Origin of the sequence: Paenibacillus wuxiensis (assembly GCF_040195695.1) — a bacterium.
Taxonomy (GTDB): Bacteria; Bacillota; Bacilli; order Paenibacillales; family Paenibacillaceae; genus Paenibacillus_B; species Paenibacillus_B suaedae.
The window spans coordinates 220,846-244,019 of the sequence record NZ_JBEFZI010000006.1 but is presented as its reverse complement, the minus strand read 5'-3'; the positions used below and the strand labels follow the sequence as shown (position 1 = coordinate 244,019).

The following is a 23,174-nucleotide window of genomic DNA, read 5'->3' as shown; positions in this document are numbered from 1 at the left end:
GTTATGTTGAACTCCGGATTGAAAAAAGCTTGGAAAATGGGGAGAATTGCCGCGTTGGCTTTTCTAATCGCCTTGCAGCCGCCGTTAATGCTTGTTCCCGGAACCGCCGAGGCTTCTGTGGCAAGTGAAGATGCGATATTTGCCGGACAGGGCGGTGATCCAGCCGATCAGCCGATTGGCGAACCCGCTGATGGTGGGCCGACTGATGGATCTGGCATGGATAACGGTGAGCCTGGCGATGGTTCAGTTGATGTGCCGTCCGATGGCAAAGATGGTGATTCGGCGGACGGTATGGTTGAACAACCGCAGGAAGATCCGGTGGATGACTCCTTGATCCCGGAAGGAGAAGAAAAGGATCCGCTGCTTGAGCCTGTAGGGGCGGGCGAACTGGCTTCTCAAGAAATTCATGAAGTGAAACCACTCTTCAATAACGGGTTTGAAGAGACGTTGAATGCGGATGGAACCATCCCGGGCTGGAGCATGTTTTTTGCTCCGAATGAGGGAACTTCCCATGAAATATCGCAGGATATGCGGTATTACGGCACTTCCAGCCTGAAGCTGGTAGATAAATCGAATACACTGCCGATTTATGTGCAGAGCGATCCGCACCCTGTAACGCCGGGCTATACGTATAACGGGTCGGCCATGATGTATATTGCCCCGAATGCAGGAAATGCGGCCGGAGCGAGCCTTGTGCTTCGTTTCTATGATGCAGCCGGGAAACAGGTCAATACGGATAAGGATGGCGAGAACATCGTTCATTTAAGAACCGTCGGGTCGTGGACGCGGGTTACGGTAACGGGTATTGCTCCTTCCAATGCCGTAAATGCGAGATTAGCAGCTTCTATTTCTAACTACTTTACTGCGGAGTCAGGTGCTTTTTATGATGACTTCACTCTAACCTCACCGCAAGAAGAGAAAGCGCCAGGCACCTTGCATCTGCAAATGCCGACAGGCATTTCAGGCAGCCAGCAGCTTGAAGCCAAAATTATGCTGAGCCGAGGTCAGGACGTGCAGAAGGCATTTGGCAGCTTGCGTTATGATCCGACAGTGCTGGAGGTTGTGTATGCAGCCGTCGCAAGTGACTTTCATACAGGTGGGGAAGTAAAGCTGGATTGGAGTCATGAAGCGGGGGTTCTGAAATTCGAGGTATCCAAAACAGCGGGTTCTAGCGTCAGCGATGATAAACAGATCATAAATGTCACCTTTAAAGTTTTGGGTGAGCCAGATCGTGTTGATGTTACGCTTCTTACGGGCTCTGGCTTACAGGATTCAGAAGGTATCCAGAACAACAAGATTTATATCGGTACATCCGATGAACGATCCAGCACCTACATCCGCAGAGCATCTCTGGATGTGAACGGCGACGGGAAGATTGATCTGTTTGATGTGATGGCTGTAGCCAAAATGGTCGGGCAAATGGCGACGGGGGACAACTGGAAATATGATATCAACAATGACGGCAGAATTGATCATGCGGATGTCGAGGCGCTGACCAACGCGATCCTGTCGAAGCTGCTGAATTTGGATGAAGGAGGACATGCTCTATGATACCACGCGGTATGAGAAACCGTTCAATTACTATGGCGCTTATCTTGGCACTGGGGCTGAGTACGCTATTGCCGATGGGGGCGCAGGCAGCCTCGGAGAAGGAGAGTAAATTGTCGAAATTAAAGTTTGGAACGCCCATAAATCTCGGTTATCCGATCCGTACCGTATCGATCAACGACGGCGTGATGGGAAAAGAAAATGAAAGGGATGTGCTGTACACAACAGCATCAACCACTCCTGCCGTATTTAACGTGATAGATGTCAAAAATAACGCGCTAATCCGTACTTTTGAGCTTGAAGGAGTCGCCCAATCGTGGAGACATGTCATTGCTCCCGACGGTACCGTTTATATTGGCACCAATACCGCATCAGGAACGGGAGAGCTGTGGAGCTACTCTCCGGTTACCAAAACCGTCCAGAAGCTCAAGGTTATCGGGAGCGAAAAGTCAGTATGGTCCATGACGACCGATCCGGCAGGCAATGTCTATATCGGCACCTATGATCATGGCAAGCTGTTCCGATATAATCCGAAGACCAAAGAATTAAAGGATTACGGGAGCTTGCTCGCTAACCACAACTATATACGCTCCATGGCATACGTTGATGGATACATTTATGCCGGCATGGCACTTCCGTTCGAAGTCGTGAAGGTAAACGTGGAGACAGGGGCTTCGGAAGTGATCTCTGACGCAGTACCGGGCATTCTTGGTGTAGAACATGAAAAACTGGAATTTGCCTATGATATGGCCGTAGTGGATAAATATCTGTTTGTCAAAGCAAGTGGAGAAGCAGGTTTGATGATGGTCTACTACAATCTGCAGGAACAGAAGTGGGAAGATAAATATATAGGTGTTGATCCAGTAAACGGTAAGGGAGTGATGAGCTATAACCAGATCCCTGTCGCGGACGGCAAGGCTTATGTGCCAGCCCACGGAGGCATCTTGGAGGTTGATTTGTCGACGCTTGCGACGAGAAATACGGGAATTAGCTTTGCTACTTCCTTACGTGGGGCGGCATGGATCGATATGGGGGATCCTGAGCTAACCCCTGACCGCACGATTGTGACGATCCAGGGCAACGGCAAATTATCGGCGCTGGACGTGAAGAAAGGACTGCGCAAAGATTTGCCGGGCGTTGCCGCCAAAGGCGGACCGATTCCGATTCATAATATGGAGCGGGGTACGGACGGACGCCTGTATATGACCGCTTATCCCGGCGGGGTCGGAGGTGCGTTTGATCCGGTAACCCGTGAATCATCCAACTTCTTGATCGGACAAGCGGAAGGGATCGTATCTGCCGGAAATAAGGTATATTACGGGATATATCCTGGCGGGTACATTTATGAGACGGATATTTCCGGCGGCAAAATGAGTGAGCCTAAGCAGCTGTTCCAGATTGGATCAGGTCAAGATAGACCCTATAAGATGGAGTATGCGGACGGAAAGCTGCTGATCGGCACGATTCCGGACTATGGGCTATTGGGCGGAGCATTAACGATATACGATTTGGCGAGCGGAGAAAAGCAGGTTTACCGCAATATCATCAAGGATCATAGCATTGTAGGTCTTGCCTATAAGGACGGCAAAATTTATGGTTCAACTACCAAATCCGGCGGGTTAAACACAACGATGCCTGCGAATAATCCGGAAGTGTTTGTGTGGGATGTCGCGAAAAAGGAAATAACGATGCATACGCAGCTTACATCACTAACAGGGCTTGGCAATCATCGGATGATCAGCGGCCTTACGTTTGGTCCAGACGGTTTGTTGTGGGGCGGCGTTGACGGTATCCTATTTGCTTTAAATCCGGAAGATCTTTCGGTGGTCAAGCAGAAAAACATCTATTCCGATGTAAAGGATTACGGAATGTGGCGTCCGTATTATTCCCGCTGGGGAGAGGATGGCCTTCTCTATATTGGCCTGGCGAGCCGGATGACGGTCGTTGATCCAGCCACGATGGAGCATCGCACCTTAACCCCAAGCAACTTTGAACTGAGCTTCATGACGCTCGCTAAGGACGCGGACGGGCATGAACAAATCTATTACACCGATAAAACGAAACTGATGATGATCCCGATTTCCGAGTCTGACAGCGTCAAGACGACTGTTAGAAACGGCTGCTTCGAGGAACCGCTAAATGCGGATGGAACCATCCCGGGCTGGAGTCGCACGGAAGCAGGAAAGGAAGTTGAGTATAGCCTTTCGAAGGAGCAGAGTTATTGCGGAGAAGCGGGGCAAAGCTTGAAAATTATTGACAAGTCACAAAGCGATAAAGGAATCGGCAGCTATCTTAGTGATCCGATTCCAGTCGTCCGCGGCGGCGAATATACGGCTTCGGCGAAACTCTATATCGAGCAGGGACTGATTGAAGGCTTGAGAACGGATGACTCCGGCATCGTTTTATATTTCTATGATAAATCCGGTGCCCGGATCAGTACGGTAGCAGGCACGGTAATTAAAGGCATGCCGAAAAAAGAATGGATCGACATTTCAGCGACCGGCACTGCTCCAGAACAAGCGGTATTCGCACGAATATCCCTATATTCTTCGGCGTGGAACATGATGGTCGGATATTATGACCAAGTGACCTTTGAAGGACAGTCACCTGGCGGGCTGCAATTGAAGGCTGTGGGCGAAGTGTCCGTCGGAGATACGTTTGATGTGATCTTGCAGGCCAAGGACGTTGCCGACCTGTATGCGGTGCAGGCAGCATTGGCATTTGAGCCCGTCCTGTTCGAAGTGGTGGATGTTCGGATGGCAGACGGGTTCGGTTCCACATCTACCGCTTATCTGGGTTGGAACCAAGACGGTGCGAAGGGCAAAGTCAACATCATTGCTACTCAGTTAGGAGATCGAGCACTAGGCGGCAACGTGGATATTGCGCATATAACCATAAAGGCGAAGCAATTTGGCGATCCGGCGGAAGTGGTGCTTACCAAACAGTCGTTATTTACCGACAAAAATGGAGATGTGACCAAACTGTCTTATATGCTCTCGGAAGATGAGAAGCTTGGCATCCGATTCGCTTACGATGTAGAAGATTTCAACAAAGACCATAGAGTAGACGCTCAGGATATCGCGCTCATTGCCAAGCAATTGGGCAAGAAGCTTGACGACAGCAACCGAATGATGGACTTGAACGGAGATGGAATCATTGATATCAGCGATATTGCACTGGTCGTATTGAAATCGCTAGAGTCCGTGAACTAGGGTTCTGCCATCTGAGCAGCCCTTTATAAACAAGGCGCCCCTTCTTTCGGTTGAATGCCGGAAAAGGGGCGCTGTCTCATTCTATGAGTACATCAATGAGATGTTTATAGTACGTTGTTACGACTAGTTTTGGGCGGGCGATAGATAAAAAGACCAAACGAACGAAATCATACGCTTGGCCCTTTTATTTTAATAGACTTGATTCAAACTAACCATCCCAAGACTACCGTAAGAACCTTGAAATTCCCCTTTAAGGACATAAGTTCCTGCACTAAGGTATCCAACTGAAATCTCGACAGGACTTGGGGAAGTGGGGCCAAGATTCACGGTAGTTGAAAATACTCTATTAAGTTGACCAGAAGGCCCTTTGGAATAGAGCGAAAGTTCAACGATTTCATTTGTAGAGCTCCACAAGCCTACACTTAATTTATGTAATGAATACACTGTTACATACGAATCAAATTATATTTGACAATATTAGTAGATCAATTTGGAATGAAGTGGGATATGGATTTATAATTATGGAGGGGCAATCATTAACAGGATACTGATCTGACGCGGTTGTCACTAATATCTGCCACTGTAGAGTGTGATTTTTTAGAAAGTTGGTTCGAAAAAATGCTTTTGAAGTTTTGACAGGATGAGGTGCGGATATGGAACAGGTCATTATTGATTCATATAACCCTGAATGGATAAGAAGGTATGAAGAAGAACGAAACAAGATTATGGAAGCCGTCGCGGACATAGGTTTGGCGGTTGAGCATATCGGAAGCACGTCGGTGCCGGGGCTCAGTGCCAAGCCAGTCATTGATATGATGCTTGGTGTACGGGAATTAGAAGATATGAAGGCGAAGCACATCGAACGATTGCTGGAGATTGGTTATGAATATGTGCATAAGCCAGATTTCCCTGAACGATTGTTTTTTCGCAGGGGACAGTGGAGAGCGGGCACAGAACATCTGCATGTCTATCTGTATAATGGGGAGAATTGGAAGGACAATATCCGATTCCGCAATTATTTACAGATGCACCGGGATGCAAGGGAGCAGTATATGCAGCTTAAGCATGCTTTAGTTGCACAATTTCCGCATGATCGCGTTCAATACACAGCGGGGAAGTCTGATTTCATACAAGGCATCATCAACATGGCGCGTAGGGAAAATGTGAATCTGGATTAAGGTTGGGTAAAGTTTTATTTATATTGTTCTTTCACAAGAAATCTTCCACTTTAAGCGGTATATTGAAGGTATATCGATGGACGGTAAATGGATGTGATTCTATTTGGCTTAACGAAGGAAGAATTTGTGCAGAATGAGCGGGAGTGTAATAGAAAGGAAAAATCAAAAAACAGGAATTGTTGCGTAGGGAAGAAAAGGTTATTCCTTTGTAAAATATCGTATAAAACCTATAGGAAGAAGGAAATGAAGTGACCATTCGTTTAGCTGAAAAGTTGGAGTTACCACACATCATGAAGCTCTTCTCACAGTGCACAGCACATATGATTGCTCAAGGAATCGATCAATGGGATGAACATTATCCCAACGTGGAAGTGGTAGAACAAAGTATAGCCAGTGGGTCAATGTATGCCTATTTTAAGGATGATTTGATTTGTGGAGTCATTACCTTGCACAGCAGTCAGCCTACCGAGTATGAGACGATTCAATGGCAGTCTAGTCAGGATGCGGAGTGTCTTGTTGTTTATCGCCTTGGGGTTGATCCGGAATTGCAGGGGCAAGGGATAGCAACGAAATTAATGGGCTTTGCAGAGTGGTATGCAGGCAACCATTCTCTATCCAGCATTCGATTAGATTGCTATTCCAAAAATGAAAGGGCTTTATCATTCTATCAACATTTACAATATGAAATAAGAGGAACGGTTATTTTTCCACATTCGGATGTCCCGTTTTACTGCTTAGAGAAAAGAATTCGTTAACACACCTATCAACTAAATCGAAAGGAGAGCGATATATATGATAGTTGAACTTGAGCGCGATCAATTTTATATATGCAAGGATCTAGTAAATTGCACAACGATGCTGGAGCCGAAGGCGATCGTTGCAGGCAACAACCCAGGCAGAATTTTTGTCGATCATCCGGACTCTCCAAGGTCCGCAATGGTGTGGCAGGGCAATTTAGATGGTTTTTTATTTGTTGGTGACGCTACTAATGCATCCTTCAATAGGGACATAAGAGTCTATATGGATAAAGTGATACGTGAAGAAGCGATGGGATTTGGGCTGGAGTGGGCAGAATGCATCGGCACTCATCCAAGTTGGAATAAAGCGATTGAGCACATATTTGCCGATCGAGAGTTGTCCTCATGGACATCTTATGTATATTCGCTAATGTTGCCGGATTACAAGCAAGAAGCAATCCAATTGCCTCACCGTGATTATACGGTTGTCCAAGTTACAGAGGAACTGCTGCAAAATAAAAGTATTCGGAATCATTCTTTTGTTGAATCCAGAGTACTAGACTTTTGGGAATCGACGGAGCGGTTTCTACAAGAAGGTGGTGGTTTTTGTGTGATGCACAATGAGACCGTCGCAAGCTTGTGCATGACCGGATTCCGATACCGCCATATTCATGCGCTAGGAATTGACACGATAGAACAATATCGTGGACGCAAGCTTGCGCAGATTGCAGTTCGTGCGTATGCGGAGCATTTGTTTTCCCAAGGCCAATCGATGTGCTGGGACTGTACAGCGTCGAATAAGCCGTCGAGTGCAATTGCAGAGCGAATAGGGTTCCAGAGAGAAATAAGCTACAAGGGATATCAATATAAGCTGCAGTAGGGAACGTACTTTCTATTATGTAAACCAGGAGGCTGATTGATGAATGACGCAATTATCACATCGAATGCAGCGTGAGATTACGAAGCAAGTACAGATAAATTATCTATTATATTTGCCTGACAAGTATGAAGTGGAACCTGCGGTGAAATGGCCATTGCTGCTCTTCCTGCATGGGGCTGGCGAGAGAGGGAACGACATCGAATTAGTGAAGCGGCATGGTCCACCGAAGTTGGCTGAGAAGGAAGAGAAACTCCCTTTTGTTATCGTCTCTCCACAATGCCCGGAAGAATCATTATGGGAAATCGAACGCGATGCGATTATCGCTTTGCTGGATGACGTATGCGAAACCTATCGTATTGATGAAAGCAAGATCTATGCAACTGGTCTAAGTATGGGAGGCTGTGGAACATGGAACTTGGCTGCGGATTACCCAAATAAGTTTGCAGCGATTGCGCCGATCTGTGGCGGGGGGAACCCACAAAAGGCGGCACAGCTCAAACATACAGCCATCTGGGCATTCCATGGCGAGAAAGACAATGTAATACCTGTTAAAAAATCGAGCGAAATGGTGGATGCGGCGAACGCAGCAGGCGGCAATGCCAAGTTAACCATCTATCCGAATGCCAATCACGATGCATGGACGGAAACCTATCAAAATCCAGAGCTATATCAATGGCTGCTAAGCCATTCCAAGCCTGCTTCATCAAGCGAAGCGAATGAGAAATAAGTTAAGCCGATGAACGAGCATCCATGATCTTTACCAGCTGCCTATCCGGTTTATTCCAATAGATTATCTTCATTAGGAGGAACGAAGACATGTCAAAGGAAGTAAATCTGCAAGACCTTGAACAGCGCCTAACGGAGGTAGAGAAGCAGCTTGAGAGAAATCAGAGGTTTATTCGAGGGTTCAAGTATGTAATCATTGCAGTCATCGTTATTTTCCTTGTTACATTCGGAATCGGAGTCATTCAGTTCATTGGTGCAGGCTCTGCATAGATGAATGAATCATTTATTCACACAGCAGATCGTTAGAACAAGAATGATAGATATAGAAAATTACACGACAGAGAAGGTTGTTGAATCGAACATGGAATCATTATCTACATGGATTATCGAAGCAGATATATCAAGTATGCAGGCGGCAATGAATGCGGGAGAACTGACCGCGGAAGAGCTGGTTAACGTCTATTTGGAACGTATCCGTAAGGTTGATTCGGAGCTTCGTTCCATTTTGGAAGTAAATCCGGATGCGATTGCGATTGCACGTGAACTCGATAAAGAACGGCAAGAACGAAGATGTCGTGGGATGCTGCATGGCATCCCCATTGTATTGAAGGATAATATCGATACACATGACAGGCTGCATACAAGTGCAGGTTCGATCGCACTGGCGGAATGGATCGCGCCAGAGGATTCTTACGTAGCAGCACGTCTGCGTGAGGCGGGCGCAATCATTCTTGGGAAGGCAAATATGACCGAATGGGCAAATTTTATGTCAAGCACAATGTGGGCGGGCTACAGTTCACGAGGTGGGCTAACGCTTAATCCATACGGGCCAGGCGAATTATTTGTTGGCGGGTCGAGCTCGGGTTCGGCTGTTGCGGTAGCGGCGAATTTAACAGCTGCTGCAATTGGAACGGAGACGTCAGGTTCGATTATTTCTCCATCCAGTCAAAATGGTATCGTGGGAATTAAACCGACACTAGGTCTCATCAGCCGCAGCGGAATTATCCCGATTACAGTGAGTCAGGATACGGCTGGACCGATGGGGCGAACCGTAAGAGATGCAGCCATAGTGCTGGGTGCGATAACGGGGGTCGACGAGACAGATGCATGTACGCAGACGAGTAAGTCTCGATCATATCGCGACTATACACCATTTTTAGACGAGAGCTTCATCGAGCAGGCGCGAATAGGGATTCCAAGATTTTATTATCAGGACTTGGATGAAGCGAGGCTAGCGATTATGGAGTCTGCCATCGAGGTGCTGAGAAGCAAGGGTGCAACCATCATTGATCCGGTAGAGCTGTCTTGTGAGCATGTGAAATGGGATTCCAATGTACTTCGATTTGAATTCAAAAAAGCGCTGAATGACTATCTAGGTAGATTGGACATTACGATGCCCGTTCATTCTCTTGCAGAGGTTATTGCGTACAATGAAGCGCACGCAGACATTGCCTTGAAATACGGTCAAAATGTGCTCTACTTGGCGGAAGAGACAAGTGGAACGCTAACGGAGCCAGAATACCATGCTAGCCTCAATCGCAATCAGGAGATGGCTCGCCATGGTATCGACGAAGTCTTGAGTAAGCATGAATTGGATGCACTGTTCTTCCTAGGCAATGAGCATGGCGCTGATCTGGCCGCTCGAGCCGGGTATCCATCCATCACCATCCCGGCGGGATATGCCGAGTCTGGGATTATAGCACCTGGGGGCTATACGACGAAAGGGCCGCAAGGAGTTACCTTTGTCGGAAGGGCTTATGCGGAACCGACTTTGCTGAGACTGGCCTATGGTTATGAGCAGGCGACGAGGCATCGGGTTGCTCCGCAGTTAGAATCATAATGGGGATATCCCTTCTGTAGAGGACAGGGCGCTGTATATTTATTCATCGCAATTGATACATATTGTATCTATGCGCCAGCTATTATGAGCAAAATAGCTGGAATATTGATCCTGCTCTACAGTCACGAAATTGTGTGAATAGTATTACGATACCTACTAGAGTCAGAGGTGGATTGGAAATGGAAAGCGGCATCGCATCCGAAGGGTTAATCAATGAAATTGAACAATCCGAAATCAATTATATGTGGGATCGCATGCTTGCGATTCAGCAGAAACCGGGCAATCCCGAGGCTGTAGAACTGGAACGAATTGGGGAAGCTGCGTGCTACTTTAGTGCTGGAATGCCTTGGCCGTCCTTCAACACGATAAAAGGATGCAGAGGAGCGGATATAGACCGAATCGAAGATATGATGAAGTTCTTCACGGATCGTGGAGGGAAGCCGCAGTTCGAAATTGTGCCCGGGATGGTGGACGCTCCATTTCTGAAGCGGTTGTCGGAGCGTGGCATGTATCCCTCTGGTCATCATACATCCATGTATTACGGTATAGAGCCGAAGGCGTTTGCAGAAAAGTGGGTGGATGATCAGCGCATTCGCGTAGCTGAGCTGCAAGAAGACGATTTCGAAATGTATGCCACGATTCATTGCAAGGGAACTGGGTTACCGGACAGCGGAATCCCGCATGTCGCGATGAATAATCGAATTTTATATCATCGTCTGGGCTGGAAGTTCTATGTCGCTTATGTTGATCAGCAGCCTGCAGCTGCAGGGGTCATGCATATGCACAACAGTATTACCTCCTTGACATTTGCGGCGACCTTACCGGAATATCGTAGGCTCGGATTACAGAACAGGCTGTTGAAACATAGAATCGCAGAAGCAGCAAAGAGTGGCTGCCGGTTGGCCGTTAGCCAGTGCGCATTTCTATCACCAAGCCATCGTAATATGGAGCGGGTAGGAATGAAGTTGGGTTACGTACGAACAACATGGACGAGCAAATAGAAAGTAACTCAAATAAGGTGGGATTCGAAATGGAAGTCATGAGCGGGGAACTATTTACGATTGACACATTAACGAAAGATTTTGAGGCTCTGGGCGTGCAGTCGGGGATGAACCTTATTCTGCACTCCTCTATGAAATCATTAGGCAGCTGGGTTGCGGGCGGCGCATCAGCTGTCATACTGGCGCTCGAAGAGCAGCTAAGTGAGCAGGGAACTCTGGTCATGCCAACGCATACCGTGGATTTATCAGATCCATCGACATGGCAATGCCCTCCTGTTCCGGAATCGTGGTGGGAACCGATTCGGGAGCAAATGCCAGCATTTGATATTGCATTTACACCGTGCTTGGAAATGGGGATTATTCCAGAGCTTTTCCGTAAGCAGAGCGGGGTTGTGCGAAGCTATCACCCTCAGGTTTCCTTTGCTGCGTGGGGAGCGAACAAGGATCGGATCATTGCGAATCACAGTCTCGATTACAGTCTTGGTGAACAGTCTCCACTAGCGAAATTGTACGAGCTAAACGGTTGGGTCTTGCTGCTGGGCGTTGGGCATGGCAATAATACGTCTATCCATTTGGCTGAGTATCGTGCTGACTATGCGAGCAAGCAGATAATGGAGTTGAAGTCTCCGATGATCGTAGACGGTGTGAAATCATGGGTAGCCTATCAAGATGTAGACTTCGATACCGATGACTTTGAGAAGCTGGGGGCTGATTTTGCCCGTGATACTGGTTATGTGCGCAGCGGGAAAATAGCAAATGCAGACGCATTGCTAATGCCTGTCCGAGAGCTTGTTGATTATGCTGTTCAGTGGATGGAGAAACATCGACGCTGAATGATAGAGTGAACGAGCACCTTGTGGTACCTACTTCACGTTTTCGAACAGACTTACTTCACTACCTATAAATGTAAAAATCGCTCATCGACGAGCAGCGCTATCGAGAGGAGTTAGGCAATTATTCGCTTGGCGTACTGCTAAGAGAAACGTTCCAAGTAGAAAACTTGCAGCAAGTCGATTGGAATGCATATCGCAGGGTATAACTTGTTGGATGACACTGCGTTATTATGCCTTACATGAGGGATATACTGCCGGTTCACGATATTCCGAGTGCGCATTGACAGAACAACGATTTTGTAACTTCTAATATCGAAATTCGTATGTATAATAATGGAACAGCATTTACTCGTGATAAGCCCGATCCAGGATCATCCGTATCTCAGATCGGGTTGTGTTGTATGTGCAGAAATGATTTCGAACGAGTAACGGCTCGCGAATAGGAGTGATAGCGATGAGCAAGAAGACGACATTATATATTGTCCGCCACGGCCAAACCGAATGGAATGTGGAGCGGCGCATGCAGGGGCATATGGACTCCCCGTTGACGGCGCTTGGGGTTAGGCAGGCACAATGGTTGGGTGAAGCGATGAAGGATACAGCGATTGATTGCATCTATGCCAGCAGCAGCGGCAGAACGGATATGACGGCACGGCTCATTCGCGGGGAGCGTGATATCCCGATTATTAGTACGGATGCGTTGAAGGAAATTCATATGGGAGACTGGGAAGGACAGCTTGCAGATGAATTGCAGCGAGCCTATCCAGATCAGTTCGAGGCATTTTGGTATGAGCCGACCGAATATAAGAGCGTGAACGGAGAGACATTCGAAGAGCTTCGTCATCGAGTGCTGCCGTATGTACAGTCCATGATTGCGGACAACGAAGGCAAGTCGATTCTGATCGTGACACATACGGTTGTCGTGAAGACGCTGATGGCTTACTTTGAGCACAGACTTCCAGATCAACTCTGGGATCCGCCTCATATTCAGCCAACTAGTCTTAGTCAGGTGGAGATTATTGCGGGTGAGTCACAAGCTGTAATTGTTCAGCATGGAGATACAAGTCACTATCAGGCTTCTTTCCAAGAGTAAGGTCGAAATGAAGGCAAATAAGTGAAGCGGAGGATGTGCTGCTTATGACTGTTTTCCTTGCTGTTGTTATTATTATTGCAGGAGCTGTCAGCTTCTTCTTTCCTAAGTTCGGATGGGAGATGAAGCATGGGCGGGCCATAGATGGAGAATCTGGTCCAAGTGGTAATTACATCATGCTTACCAAGGCAAGCGGGGTACTCATTATGGCCTTAGGCCTAGGGTTATTGATCTATAGGATGATTGTCTGAGTGGCTTTTGATGCTGGCAATGGGGGCGGAGATATGGTGGATGATAGACAGTTAGATGAATTTCTCTTGATATCTAAACATCGACTGGTTTCCCACTATCAAGTAAAGCTGTTGTCATGTCTTCAATGCATTTCACCTGAAATGCTGTGGGATCAGGAGTCAGAGGGTGAAAATTGTATTGGCAGCATTGTGCTGCATATCATCGCGCACGTCGACCGCAATACGATGCGGCTCTCGAACCCTGATCGCCGCTTCGATCAGGGCATCGAAACGCATTTTCCGAATAAGCCTATGAGCAAGCTGGAGTTGATTGCCCGGGTAATCGAATCCTTTGAGGCTTTAGGTGTGGCGATCGATCAATCTCATTCCAAGAATCATTCTATGTATGACCTCTATCATCTCGTTGAACATACAGCCTATCATGCTGGGCAAGTCATAGACCGTGTACAGCGGAGAACAGGCACGCGGTTTCAATTTGTGCAGCATGGGCTGAATGAAAAGGCACTGCGGCAAAGGATCGAAACCGAACTGAAAGTTTGAAAAGCAAAGAACATGGCTACATAACTATTTTTCTTTTCTAAATATACTGAAGAGGGTGACGTAAAATGAGCAATTCACGCAAAGGGATAGCAGGAAAAAGAATATACTTACGTCCATTTACTGGTGACGACATAGATTGGTACTATGAGGCATTACTCCAACAGGAGTCTAACCGATTGACGGGTACGAAAAAGCTGTTTTCCAAAGAAGTTCTACAAAACTATTTGAATACGATTGCAGCTGACAGTGCTCGGGCGCAGTTTGTTATCACATTGCAGGATGATGATCGGCCGATTGGAGAAATTGCGATTATGGATATGGATCCATCGAATCGGAGCGGTCATATTCGTATCGCGATATTCGCTGAAGAGGACTGCGGACAAGGGTACGGTTCGGAAGCAATGATTCTTATGTTGGATTACGGCTTCGGTATGCTGAACCTCAATCGAATTGAATTGGTTGTATTTTCATACAATGCAAGGGCAGTCCGAGCCTACGAGAAGATTGGGTTTGTACAAGAGGGGATTCAGAGAGAAGCACTTTACTACAATCATGAATACCACGACTCTATTTTGATGAGTATACTAGCGCGAGAATTTCGGGAGAGACATGGCGTTTCAGCAGGAGCGTCATCATCTGTCTGAAGTATCGTGATATAATTTACGAGAACAGTTATTTTGGCTATCTTGGGAGATGATAAGTTGGATACGAAGTGGGAATATCGTACGATCAAATATAAGACAGGAGGATTTCTGGGCGGCAAGGTCGATGAAGATGGCTTCGAGCAAATGCTGAATGAAGCTGGCTACGAAGGATGGGAGTTAGTGTCCTGCTTCGACACGAGCACCACCCATGGTCAGTCCAGAGATATCATTGCTGTATTCAAGCGCAAAGTCTATTTGTAAGGTACATATAAGGAATTTGATGAAAGTTGGCCCAGTCCTGGATTCTCATAAAACCGCGACTGGGCTTAGGGGCATCTCGCAGCTATATTCTAGTCGTACAGAACAATGCGCCTGCCTTGCATCTCTATCAGAAGCTTCAGTACAAAGAGGCATATCGCTATTGGTACCGTTGGCGTGGAACGCACTGATTGCAAGGGGGAGCTCTATGAAATGGTTAGCTAAACGAGAGTTCAACATTCCTCATACTGGCATCAATAAGATTGAGAAGGTTCAGATCGGTGGAATCGAACAATACATATTGGTTCAATCGATAAGAGAAGGTCTTCCTATCCTGCTTATGCTTCATGGTGGTCCTGGTCTGCCGTTGCCAGGTGTATCTTGTCGTGGAAGGGATTACGTTATCGCTACTACGACCAAGCAACTTATGGAACATTATACACTCGTTATGTGGGATCAGCGTGGTTCAGGCAAAACCTACTCCAGCGGTACGCCTCGGGCATCATTTCATGTGCAGCAATTTGTAGACGATGCACAGGAACTCATTCATTATGTAAGGAACACCTATCGTTGTGAAAAGGTCACGCTTGTTGGTCATTCTTGGGGATCGATCATTGGGCTGCTTCTGGCAGCCGAAATTCCGGAGCAAATTCATGCGTATATTGGTATTTCACAGATTATAAATTGGGCTGAAAACGACAAGCTCTGTTTGGAATGGACACTGCAGCAGGCGGATGCAAGAGGTATGAAAAAAGCACGAGACGAACTGCTTCGATGTGGTGATCCCCCATATGTGGATAGTGTGGAGCAGTGGGGTACGCTTCGCAAATGGATGGGCAGATTCAACTCCATGGTGTATGAGGATGAGGATACGAAATCCCCAGGAATGAAGGCTGCTATAAGCATGTTGCTCCGCTCACCAGATTATACGCTGCGAGATGTGATAAACACGATCAATGGATTCCGAACGACTTATACGCAGCGCATGGTCGAGGAATTTGCCGAAATTCAACTGGAACACAAATTAACAAGGCTTGATATACCAGTTACATTTATACACGGCAGACATGATGTTCATGTGCATGGGCAGTTTGTAGAAACGTTTTGCGCGAAGTTGGAGGCCCCTGCTGGCAAACGGTTGATCTGGATGGATAAATCCGCTCATATGTTCCATCTTGATGATGCTCGTCGTATTGAACAGGAACTGATCGAAATCGCAATAAGGGCGTAGGTTCGTTATTGTATCCTAATGTAGCATTAAGGGGAGGCAGAGATGATACTAGAAACAGAGCGGCTGCAATTGCGGCAGATGAACCAGGCAGATTATCCAGATTTATGCGAGATTCTGCAGGATGAAGAGGTCATGTATGCCTATGATCGCAAGTTTGAGGATGCAGATGTACAAGCATGGTTAGATCGGCAGAACGCGCGCTATCAAGAGTATGGCTTTGGATTATGTGGGCTAGGGATGGCTGTTATAAAAGAATTCGTCAAGCCATATCAGATCGGAGATATGCTTCATTATCTGTATGTCCTGGAGAAATAGCGATCTTTATCATAATAAATCTCAGTTGAAGATGAGGTGTTTGGTTGAACAAGTGCTCTTACCGTATACAGTCTGAACGGCTTGTGATTAGACCGCTTGAGGGAGAAGACTACTTCGCATGGCTAGCTGGATATGAAAATAGGATGCCTGCACAGCATAAATATGATGAAGGCACCGTTGAGATGAGCAGATACACCGAAGAATGGTTTCAACTCGAGATAGACAATCATCATAGATTGGCTGTCGAAGATAAACTATATTTTTTCGGCATCTTTCGAAAAGAAGACAACGCCCATGTAGGGGCCATCGACTTTTCTACGCTATTGCGGGATGATTTTCAATGGGCCAGATTAGGTTATATGATTCATAATCAATACTGGAGAAGGGGGTATGGAAAAGAGGCTGTAGCTGCAGCAATTACTTTTGCGTTTGATAAACTTAATTATCATCGCATTGAGGCGCATATTAACCTTGATAATACTCCTTCAATCAAATGTGCAGAAGGGGTTGGAATGAAGTTTGAGTGTATTCGAAAAGGATTTATATATGAAAATGACGCGTGGACAGATCATCTCATCTACTACATAAATGCAAAGTAGACCAGAACAGCCAGCTTATCTTAACGAAGGAAGCATGGCTTTTTTTTGTATGTACATCGGTTCCTGTTTTTAGGATAATGATTATGCCTAATTTTGGGGTTAATATTCATATTCAGCATTCTGCCTAACAACACAGCGTTCATAAAGGAGATATGAAAGACATGGGATATATATCGGAATTGCGGAAAGTTGTAGGTACGAAGCCATTGCTTTTAGTAGGTGCCTGTGTACTCGTATTTAATGAAGCAGGCCACTTATTGCTTCAAAAGCGGGCGGATACTCTGGATTGGGGAACGATAGGCGGCGCAATGGAATTAGGGGAATCGATGGAGGAAGCGGCGCATCGCGAGCTTTATGAGGAAACGGGACTTCGTGCAGGAGGAATGAAATTTGTTACACTGTTGTCTGGATCGGATATGTACTTCCAATACCCGCACGGTGATGAAGTCTATAATGTAATTGCAGTGTATGAAGCTTTGGATGTAACGGGAATACCTGTCGTGAATGATCATGAGGGTTTGGAAGTGAAGTATTTCGCTCTTGATGAACCGATTCCAGAGTTGAATCCATTCAATGAGAAGTATTTGCGCAAGGCGGGATATATTCAGAAGTGGTAATTGAAGATGACAATCGGAAGCAAGGAGGTTGAGCATGATGCGTCATTCTAAAGTACCATGGGGGATAGCGCTTATCTTGCTTATTACAAACTTGATCACGATAGGATGCCTTATGACAGAGAAAGAGAAAGAAAATGAGACAGTTGTGCAGCCTGCGTTGGATGTGTTCGAGTTAAGAGGGCAGTCAGAGCACTGGAAGCTTCGTCATTATCAGGTGATGCGAACATCGAATTCGATACGAAGAGGATCTGCATCATTGACTTACCTGGGTGACACCAAGGATATTAAGGATTCCTCATCGTTCTATATTGAATATTACGAGAAGCATGGGGAACGCGAAGAGGGAGTTCTTACGAGTGGAATGCTAGCTACGAACGGCAGTGTGCAACTATTATCGGAATTGGATCACTTGGGCTCCACTCAAAGCGAGCCTACGGAGTTCGAGCGGACCATGACGAAGGATGACTTCGCTGGCAGTTATGTCAAATTGCGTTGGTCAGATAGTTATGGTGAGGAGCATGTTGAAATAATTGAGTTGGAAGTGAACAATCATACCACATTCTCATAAGTGAGTGATAGTTGTTGTTTACAATGAACGGTATACGGGTCGGGAGGTGTCGGTGTGAAGGCTGTTATCTTAGATTTGGATGGTACGCTATTGGATCGAGAGAGCTCATTGCTATCTTTTCTTGAGGATCAATATGTGAGATTCAGAGGCTTGCAGAAGATCGATAAGCAGGCCTTCGTGAATCGATTTGTCGAGCTGGATTGCCGGGGTTATGTATGGAAGGATGCAGTTTACCGGCAGATATGGTCAATTTCAGTATGCAAATGTGCAGGGTCTTGGCATTGAAGCCTATTTTGACTGTATCTTGATTTCCGAGTGGGAAGGGCTACGCAAGCCAGATCCAGCTTTATTCCATCGTGCATTGTATAAACTGTCTGTTCGAGCAGAAGAAGCGATTTTACGTCGGCGATCATCCGGACAATGACGTGAGGGCGAGCCGCGCTATTGGAATGACTGCAATCTGGAAGGGAGACAAGTATTATGAGATTCCTGCAGAGGCGGATGCGATGATTCGAGATCTGTTGGATCTCAAATTATATTTATAGATTTATATTCATACGAAGACAACAAGAATATATGAAGGAGATCAGCGATGCTATACCATTTTAGTGAAGATTCAACCATTTCCACATTTATACCGCGTCCAGCAAAACAATCGCATATTCCGCCGGCAGTATGGGCGATAAATGAGGAGAATGCGGTTCACTATTATTTGCCCCGAGATTGTCCAAGGGTCATTTATGCAAAATCGGACATGATGAGTACGGAAGATGAAGCGAGATTCTTTGGTCACACAGTGGCAAACAAAATAATAGTGGTTGAGAATGACTGGCTCGAGCAGATAAGCAATACAACGATCTATAAATATACGTTTAAAGATTCCACTTTTCAGTTACTAGATGCGAATGCTGGATACTATATTTCGCAACAAACGGTGAAGCCCATTCAGATCGAGCCGATGACCAATCTCATTCAGCACATCGTGCGAACTGGGGTAGAATTGCGGTTTACACCGAATTTGCATCCCATTTACAATGCAGTGCTTGCGTCTACGGTGGATGCTTTCTCTATTATTCGATTTCAACATGCGAAGCCATTAGCAGCTGAATAAAGTGCAGGATGTGGCACTGAGGCATCAGTCATTTCAAGTAGGGAGAACTCGATCATCAACCTCTTGGATGGGTTGTCTCAGAGGAAGAGGGTTATTTACTAACGGGCGTACTGCTACTCCTTTATGGCGTGCCACTGTCGCTAATTAGCTTTATTTTTGGTACGATAACTGAAGTCATTATGAAACATCAGGAGAGACATCATATGCTAATCTACAATATCTGTTATATTCAACGCGGGAACGAGGTACTGCTGCTTAATCGGGAGAAACCGAGCTGGATGGGGTGCTGGAATGGCATCGGCGGCAAGCTGGAAGCGGGGGAGTCTCCTCGTGAATCGATGGAACGCGAATTGGCGGAAGAGACGGGGATTACGCCCACGGAATTGACATTCAAGGGTATCGTCAGTTGGATGGTGGACGGGACGAGGTTTGGCGGCATGTATTTGTACGCAGCAAGTGTGGAGAAGAGCTTTACATACAATACGCCGATTAAGACAGACGAGGGCATCTTGGATTGGAAACGAGTAGATTGGATTATGGATGTTCATAATCAAGGAGTCGCCTCTAATATGCCCCAAGTTCTTCAAGGCATGAGAAGCGATATGTACTGCTACGATTATCACTGCATATTTGAAAAAGGGAAGCTGCTGGACATTACTGCAACACAGATAGATTCCACGTTGGAACGGGATGAGGTACAGCGGGAGGCGTATTTGCAGAAATATGCTGTTATGATCAATTCCTCATAATCAATAATTGAAATGTGATCGTTAATACCTCACTGCTAAACGCTGGGGCATTACGAGATTATAAGCCAAAGGGCACTGCATTTAGGGTGTCATTGGCTATTTTTTTGTCTTAAGAATTTACGAACTTGTTCCATGCAGTCGAGTTTTTTTAAAAGATGCCGTTCATGATGCTTGGTATGTGTATGACCGCAGTCGAGAATATTAGTAGAAGGGGATAAATGCTAAAAGGAGATGAACTTGCGTGAACGCATCAAATATCAATCCGTTTCTGATGTTTTTCGGCAATGCTGAAGAGGCAATCAAGCACTATACTTCCATATTTCAACCTTCTGAGGTGATAAGCCTTGTACGACATGGAGATGCAATGCCTAATCTGGACGAAGGCGATAAGGATAAGGTGCTGCACGCCGTGTTCTCGTTGAAAGGACAGGTGTTCATGTGCATTGATAACTTGGACAAGCAGCATCGCCATGAGTTCACGCCGGCTATATCCTTATTCGTGACATGCGATTCGGAAGAAGAAATCGATCGAGTATTTCGGGAGCTGTCTGAGGAAGGACAAGTGCTGATGCCGCTTGAAGCCTCGTCTTGGAGCGCCAAATTTGCTTGGGTACAGGACAAGTTCGGTGTATCGTGGCAATTGAATCTGGCGAATACATAATTTGCATTTGCATGAGAAAGGAAGAGGAGCGGGATCTTTAATGGTCAGTAATTGACCTTAAGGAGAGCCGCTCCTTTTCGCTTCGTAGGGGATCTTGGTTCAGGCTATCCTTTGTTGAACTGAATAGTGCTCACTATCTCTATGAGCTGACGCAGCCCAAGCTCGATGCGATCCTCAGGCACATTCGTCACATTGATTTTCAACAAATTGCTTGCCGGGAACGAAGCTAAGTAATGCTTGTCGATCGATTCGAGATGAATCGATTTCTTTTGTGCATCCGAAATAAGCCGCTGCACAGGCAGTCTGTCATGCAGTTCCAGATGGGTATGCACCGTTAGATGGGATGAAGCGCTTGGGATTGCGAAATGTTCATGCTGCTGAAGGGAGATATCACGCAATACTTCCTGCATGAGCTGCGACCTTCTGGCATACGAGGTGCGTATTTTCTCGCGATGATGCTCGAACATGCCGCTCTTCAAGTAGATTTCGAGCGCTCCCTGCGATAGCATGGAACTGTCAATATCCTGTGTTCGTTTATACCGATTGAACGTCTGGATTAGTGCATCTGGAATCACAGCCACCCCAATGCGGAGCCCTGGAAAAATAATCTTCGAGTAGCTCTTCAAGTAAATGACATGCCCAGATTGATCGTACGCATATAGTGGATCGGACTTCGGATTGTGTTCCAAATCGGCCAAATAATCATCCTCGACGATATAGACGTCGTATTTGCGTGCGAGGGCAGCGATTCGCTTCCTTTCTTCGGTACGGTAGGAAGAGCCAAGCGGATTATGGAATCTTGGTATTGTATAAAAAAACTTAATGTCCTCCGTACGGAATATTCGTTCTAGCTCGTCCATATCGATGCCTTGCTCCGTTCGGCGAATGCCCATTACAGGAAGTTGATGCGTTTGCAGATGTTCGACCAGCAGATGATAACAAGGCTGTTCAATAAGAATCATCCTTTTTCGGTTCGGAAAAGGCATGGTACAAAGTATGGAGAGGGCTTGCTGCACCCCTGATACAATGAAGATGTTGGACAACTGTGTAAACACCTGATAATTGGCGAGATGCCGCTGCATGAGTGCAAGTAGAGATGGCAGCCCTTGAGAGGTCCCATATATGAATAGATCATTTTTGTAGGTATCGATCGCTTTGTTGATACAGTGCTGGAAATCCAAGTATGGGAACACGCCAGGGTCAGGCGCGGCGGAGACAAAATCGATAATTTCCTGCTTCTTGAAATCTGCTTGATTTCGTGCCCGAACAACGTAATAGCCGCTCTTCGCCACCGAATAGATGAGATGTCTTTCTTCTAAATCATGCAGTGCCCGAATGATCGTGCTCTTGTTGACCCCATATTGAATGGCAAGCTCTCGAATGGAAGGAAGTTTATCCCCGTCGTTCAAGGTGTGCTTCTCCAGATTGCGCTCCAAATTCTGAATGACCTGCTCGAATTTATACATCGATCTCCATTCACCTCGAATCTGTACCGGTACAGATGCTAATTTTCTTGATTGTAGCATAGCGCTGCAGCAATTAACATGGTTGTAGGGCCTTCAGTAATCAATTGCTTGCAAGCAAGGAAGAGAGGAATCGATCATGAATCATTCAGCTGTAAAAAAAGCGTATATCGCCGCTATCCTAAATACACTGATTATTGGATTTTCCTTTGTTTTTGTAAAAATAGCGCTGCAAAGCGTAAACTCGCTAGACATGCTTGCCTATCGATTTACGGCATCCTTTGTGGCTATCATGATCTTGATCCTGTTCGGAAGGGTAAAGCTGAACCTGCGATGGAAGGATGTTGCGACGATTATCCCGCTTGCGGTTCTTTATCCCGGATTGTTTTTTGCCTTTCAAACATTCGGTCTCGTCACCGTATCTGCTTCGGAAGCCGGGATTATTCAGGCGGCTGTACCGATATTCACGATGATATTTGCATCGTATTGGTTGAAGGAGCATTCCACATGGCAGCAAAAATTTGGTCTACTTCTGTCGGTCTCAGGACTTATGTATATCTTTGCGATGAAAGGCGTTAACGTTGGAAATACAAGTTTATCAGGTATCTTGCTTGTCTTCCTGTCTGTTCTCTCCTTAGCGGGATACAACGTTGCGGCACGCAAGAGAACACGCAAATATGGAGTGATGGATGTAACCTTTATTATGACCAGCTTCGGATTCGTGCTCTTTAATGCGATGGCGATCTTCCAGCATATTGCCCAAGGAACGACATGGAAAGTGATGCAGCCGCTGTTCGATCCGATGTTCGTAGTCTCCATTCTCTACTTGGGCGTGTTGTCTTCTCTGATGACCGCATACTTGACGAATTATGCATTATCGAAGCTAGAGGCAGTGAAGGTAAGCGTATTTACGCAATTAGGGACGGTTGTGACGATGGGAGCAGGTGTCATGATCTTGAACGAAAGCTTGCAGTACTATCATATCGTTGGAGCCGTGCTCATTATAATCGGCGTGTTGGGCGTCAATATCCCGCTTCGTCAACGTCACCGTACAAGCAACATGAAGAAGCAGGCGTGAGATAGTGAATTTGTGAAGTGTGTAAGAAAAGCCAAAAGCACCGA

The 23,174-nt window shown here is 46.2% G+C and carries 25 protein-coding genes and 1 pseudogene; 25 read left to right on the top strand and 1 reads right to left on the bottom strand.

Annotated features, from left to right (window positions below; translation table 11 throughout):
- The first annotated feature begins 3 nt into the window (after nucleotides 1-3).
- The 24 genes and pseudogenes from ABN764_RS15200 (at nucleotide 4) to ABN764_RS15085 (ending at nucleotide 20,589) form a co-directional block, all read left to right on the top strand.
- Nucleotides 4-1,551 (top strand): dockerin type I domain-containing protein, encoded by a 1,548-nt coding sequence (locus ABN764_RS15200; RefSeq protein WP_446672380.1) that lies wholly within the window; start codon nucleotides 4-6, stop codon nucleotides 1,549-1,551.
- Complete coding sequence (locus ABN764_RS15195) at nucleotides 1,548-4,760, top strand: cohesin domain-containing protein (RefSeq protein ID WP_446672379.1); 3,213 nt, start codon at nucleotides 1,548-1,550, stop codon at nucleotides 4,758-4,760. Before ABN764_RS15200 ends, ABN764_RS15195 begins: the two co-directional genes overlap by 4 nt.
- Nucleotides 4,761-5,413: 653 nt before the next feature.
- Complete coding sequence (locus ABN764_RS15190) at nucleotides 5,414-5,938, top strand: GrpB family protein (protein WP_446672378.1); 525 nt, start codon at nucleotides 5,414-5,416, stop codon at nucleotides 5,936-5,938.
- 248 nt (nucleotides 5,939-6,186) lie between these two features.
- The gene (locus tag ABN764_RS15185; protein ID WP_446672377.1) at nucleotides 6,187-6,693 is read left to right on the top strand and encodes a GNAT family N-acetyltransferase; all 507 of its coding nucleotides are present in this window, start codon (nucleotides 6,187-6,189) and stop codon (nucleotides 6,691-6,693) included.
- Nucleotides 6,694-6,730: 37 nt separating this feature from the next.
- On the top strand, nucleotides 6,731-7,555 hold the full coding sequence (locus ABN764_RS15180; RefSeq protein ID WP_446672376.1) for a GNAT family N-acetyltransferase: 825 nt from the start codon (nucleotides 6,731-6,733) through the stop codon (nucleotides 7,553-7,555).
- A gap of 43 nt (nucleotides 7,556-7,598) precedes the next feature.
- Entirely contained in the window at nucleotides 7,599-8,282 is a 684-nt protein-coding gene (locus ABN764_RS15175; protein ID WP_446672375.1) for a carboxylesterase family protein, read from the top strand.
- An 89-nt stretch (nucleotides 8,283-8,371) separates the two neighbouring features.
- On the top strand, nucleotides 8,372-8,551 hold the full coding sequence (locus ABN764_RS15170; protein ID WP_065290549.1) for a hypothetical protein: 180 nt from the start codon (nucleotides 8,372-8,374) through the stop codon (nucleotides 8,549-8,551).
- Nucleotides 8,552-8,642: 91 nt separating this feature from the next.
- Nucleotides 8,643-10,121 (top strand): amidase family protein, encoded by a 1,479-nt coding sequence (locus ABN764_RS15165; protein WP_446672551.1) that lies wholly within the window; start codon nucleotides 8,643-8,645, stop codon nucleotides 10,119-10,121.
- 179 nt (nucleotides 10,122-10,300) lie between these two features.
- Nucleotides 10,301-11,122: a GNAT family N-acetyltransferase gene (locus ABN764_RS15160; protein WP_446672374.1), complete on the top strand. Its 822-nt coding sequence runs from the start codon at nucleotides 10,301-10,303 to the stop codon at nucleotides 11,120-11,122.
- Nucleotides 11,123-11,151: 29 nt separating this feature from the next.
- On the top strand, nucleotides 11,152-11,955 hold the full coding sequence (locus ABN764_RS15155) for an AAC(3) family N-acetyltransferase (RefSeq protein ID WP_446672373.1): 804 nt from the start codon (nucleotides 11,152-11,154) through the stop codon (nucleotides 11,953-11,955).
- Nucleotides 11,956-12,409: 454 nt separating this feature from the next.
- Nucleotides 12,410-13,048 carry a histidine phosphatase family protein gene (locus ABN764_RS15150; protein WP_174810270.1) on the top strand — a complete coding sequence of 213 codons (639 nt, stop codon included), beginning with the start codon at nucleotides 12,410-12,412 and terminating at the stop codon, nucleotides 13,046-13,048.
- Nucleotides 13,049-13,092: 44 nt separating this feature from the next.
- Nucleotides 13,093-13,296 carry a DUF6199 family natural product biosynthesis protein gene (locus ABN764_RS15145; protein WP_174810269.1) on the top strand — a complete coding sequence of 68 codons (204 nt, stop codon included), beginning with the start codon at nucleotides 13,093-13,095 and terminating at the stop codon, nucleotides 13,294-13,296.
- Complete coding sequence (locus ABN764_RS15140; protein WP_446672372.1) at nucleotides 13,297-13,836, top strand: DinB family protein; 540 nt, start codon at nucleotides 13,297-13,299, stop codon at nucleotides 13,834-13,836.
- A 65-nt stretch (nucleotides 13,837-13,901) separates the two neighbouring features.
- Complete coding sequence (locus tag ABN764_RS15135) at nucleotides 13,902-14,480, top strand: GNAT family N-acetyltransferase (RefSeq protein ID WP_446672371.1); 579 nt, start codon at nucleotides 13,902-13,904, stop codon at nucleotides 14,478-14,480.
- 57 nt (nucleotides 14,481-14,537) lie between these two features.
- The gene (locus tag ABN764_RS15130; protein ID WP_028531552.1) at nucleotides 14,538-14,741 is read left to right on the top strand and encodes a DUF4177 domain-containing protein; all 204 of its coding nucleotides are present in this window, start codon (nucleotides 14,538-14,540) and stop codon (nucleotides 14,739-14,741) included.
- 205 nt (nucleotides 14,742-14,946) lie between these two features.
- Nucleotides 14,947-15,969 (top strand): alpha/beta fold hydrolase, encoded by a 1,023-nt coding sequence (locus tag ABN764_RS15125; protein ID WP_446672370.1) that lies wholly within the window; start codon nucleotides 14,947-14,949, stop codon nucleotides 15,967-15,969.
- A gap of 42 nt (nucleotides 15,970-16,011) precedes the next feature.
- Nucleotides 16,012-16,284 carry a GNAT family N-acetyltransferase gene (locus ABN764_RS15120; RefSeq protein ID WP_174811112.1) on the top strand — a complete coding sequence of 91 codons (273 nt, stop codon included), beginning with the start codon at nucleotides 16,012-16,014 and terminating at the stop codon, nucleotides 16,282-16,284.
- Nucleotides 16,285-16,328: 44 nt separating this feature from the next.
- A complete protein-coding gene (locus ABN764_RS15115; protein WP_174811111.1) occupies nucleotides 16,329-16,883 on the top strand; it encodes a GNAT family N-acetyltransferase in 555 nt (184 codons plus the stop codon).
- Nucleotides 16,884-17,044: 161 nt separating this feature from the next.
- Nucleotides 17,045-17,500 (top strand): NUDIX hydrolase, encoded by a 456-nt coding sequence (locus ABN764_RS15110; protein ID WP_174811110.1) that lies wholly within the window; start codon nucleotides 17,045-17,047, stop codon nucleotides 17,498-17,500.
- A 34-nt stretch (nucleotides 17,501-17,534) separates the two neighbouring features.
- Entirely contained in the window at nucleotides 17,535-18,068 is a 534-nt protein-coding gene (locus ABN764_RS15105) for a hypothetical protein (RefSeq protein ID WP_174811109.1), read from the top strand.
- Between the two features lie 54 nt (nucleotides 18,069-18,122).
- Nucleotides 18,123-18,613: pseudogene (locus ABN764_RS15100) on the top strand (HAD family hydrolase).
- A 47-nt stretch (nucleotides 18,614-18,660) separates the two neighbouring features.
- Nucleotides 18,661-19,179 (top strand): DUF6886 family protein, encoded by a 519-nt coding sequence (locus tag ABN764_RS15095; protein ID WP_446672369.1) that lies wholly within the window; start codon nucleotides 18,661-18,663, stop codon nucleotides 19,177-19,179.
- A gap of 203 nt (nucleotides 19,180-19,382) precedes the next feature.
- On the top strand, nucleotides 19,383-19,928 hold the full coding sequence (locus ABN764_RS15090; RefSeq protein ID WP_446672368.1) for an NUDIX hydrolase: 546 nt from the start codon (nucleotides 19,383-19,385) through the stop codon (nucleotides 19,926-19,928).
- Nucleotides 19,929-20,169: 241 nt separating this feature from the next.
- Nucleotides 20,170-20,589, top strand: a complete 420-nt coding sequence (locus ABN764_RS15085) for a VOC family protein (protein WP_174810969.1) — start codon at nucleotides 20,170-20,172, stop codon at nucleotides 20,587-20,589.
- Nucleotides 20,590-20,693: 104 nt separating this feature from the next.
- On the opposite strand, the gene ABN764_RS15080 is transcribed toward ABN764_RS15085, so the two are convergent.
- Nucleotides 20,694-22,055, bottom strand: coding sequence for an aminotransferase-like domain-containing protein (locus ABN764_RS15080; protein ID WP_446672367.1), 1,362 nt, complete (start codon nucleotides 22,053-22,055; stop codon nucleotides 20,694-20,696).
- 136 nt (nucleotides 22,056-22,191) lie between these two features.
- Between ABN764_RS15080 and ABN764_RS15075 the strand changes: the two genes are divergently transcribed.
- Complete coding sequence (locus ABN764_RS15075) at nucleotides 22,192-23,130, top strand: DMT family transporter (protein WP_446672366.1); 939 nt, start codon at nucleotides 22,192-22,194, stop codon at nucleotides 23,128-23,130.
- Nucleotides 23,131-23,174: the final 44 nt, after the last annotated feature.

Coding starts and splice junctions, on each gene's coding strand:
- ABN764_RS15200 (WP_446672380.1), top strand. CDS start 4: ATGTTGAACTCCGGATTGAAAAAAGCTTGGAAAATGGGGAGAATTGCC.
- ABN764_RS15195 (WP_446672379.1), top strand. CDS start 1,548: ATGATACCACGCGGTATGAGAAACCGTTCAATTACTATGGCGCTTATC.
- ABN764_RS15190 (WP_446672378.1), top strand. CDS start 5,414: ATGGAACAGGTCATTATTGATTCATATAACCCTGAATGGATAAGAAGG.
- ABN764_RS15180 (WP_446672376.1), top strand. CDS start 6,731: ATGATAGTTGAACTTGAGCGCGATCAATTTTATATATGCAAGGATCTA.
- ABN764_RS15175 (WP_446672375.1), top strand. CDS start 7,599: ATGACGCAATTATCACATCGAATGCAGCGTGAGATTACGAAGCAAGTA.
- ABN764_RS15170 (WP_065290549.1), top strand. CDS start 8,372: ATGTCAAAGGAAGTAAATCTGCAAGACCTTGAACAGCGCCTAACGGAG.
- ABN764_RS15165 (WP_446672551.1), top strand. CDS start 8,643: ATGGAATCATTATCTACATGGATTATCGAAGCAGATATATCAAGTATG.
- ABN764_RS15160 (WP_446672374.1), top strand. CDS start 10,301: ATGGAAAGCGGCATCGCATCCGAAGGGTTAATCAATGAAATTGAACAA.
- ABN764_RS15155 (WP_446672373.1), top strand. CDS start 11,152: ATGGAAGTCATGAGCGGGGAACTATTTACGATTGACACATTAACGAAA.
- ABN764_RS15150 (WP_174810270.1), top strand. CDS start 12,410: ATGAGCAAGAAGACGACATTATATATTGTCCGCCACGGCCAAACCGAA.
- ABN764_RS15145 (WP_174810269.1), top strand. CDS start 13,093: ATGACTGTTTTCCTTGCTGTTGTTATTATTATTGCAGGAGCTGTCAGC.
- ABN764_RS15135 (WP_446672371.1), top strand. CDS start 13,902: ATGAGCAATTCACGCAAAGGGATAGCAGGAAAAAGAATATACTTACGT.
- ABN764_RS15125 (WP_446672370.1), top strand. CDS start 14,947: ATGAAATGGTTAGCTAAACGAGAGTTCAACATTCCTCATACTGGCATC.
- ABN764_RS15120 (WP_174811112.1), top strand. CDS start 16,012: ATGATACTAGAAACAGAGCGGCTGCAATTGCGGCAGATGAACCAGGCA.
- ABN764_RS15110 (WP_174811110.1), top strand. CDS start 17,045: ATGGGATATATATCGGAATTGCGGAAAGTTGTAGGTACGAAGCCATTG.
- ABN764_RS15105 (WP_174811109.1), top strand. CDS start 17,535: ATGATGCGTCATTCTAAAGTACCATGGGGGATAGCGCTTATCTTGCTT.
- ABN764_RS15095 (WP_446672369.1), top strand. CDS start 18,661: ATGCTATACCATTTTAGTGAAGATTCAACCATTTCCACATTTATACCG.
- ABN764_RS15090 (WP_446672368.1), top strand. CDS start 19,383: ATGCTAATCTACAATATCTGTTATATTCAACGCGGGAACGAGGTACTG.
- ABN764_RS15080 (WP_446672367.1), bottom strand. CDS start 22,055: ATGTATAAATTCGAGCAGGTCATTCAGAATTTGGAGCGCAATCTGGAG.
- ABN764_RS15075 (WP_446672366.1), top strand. CDS start 22,192: ATGAATCATTCAGCTGTAAAAAAAGCGTATATCGCCGCTATCCTAAAT.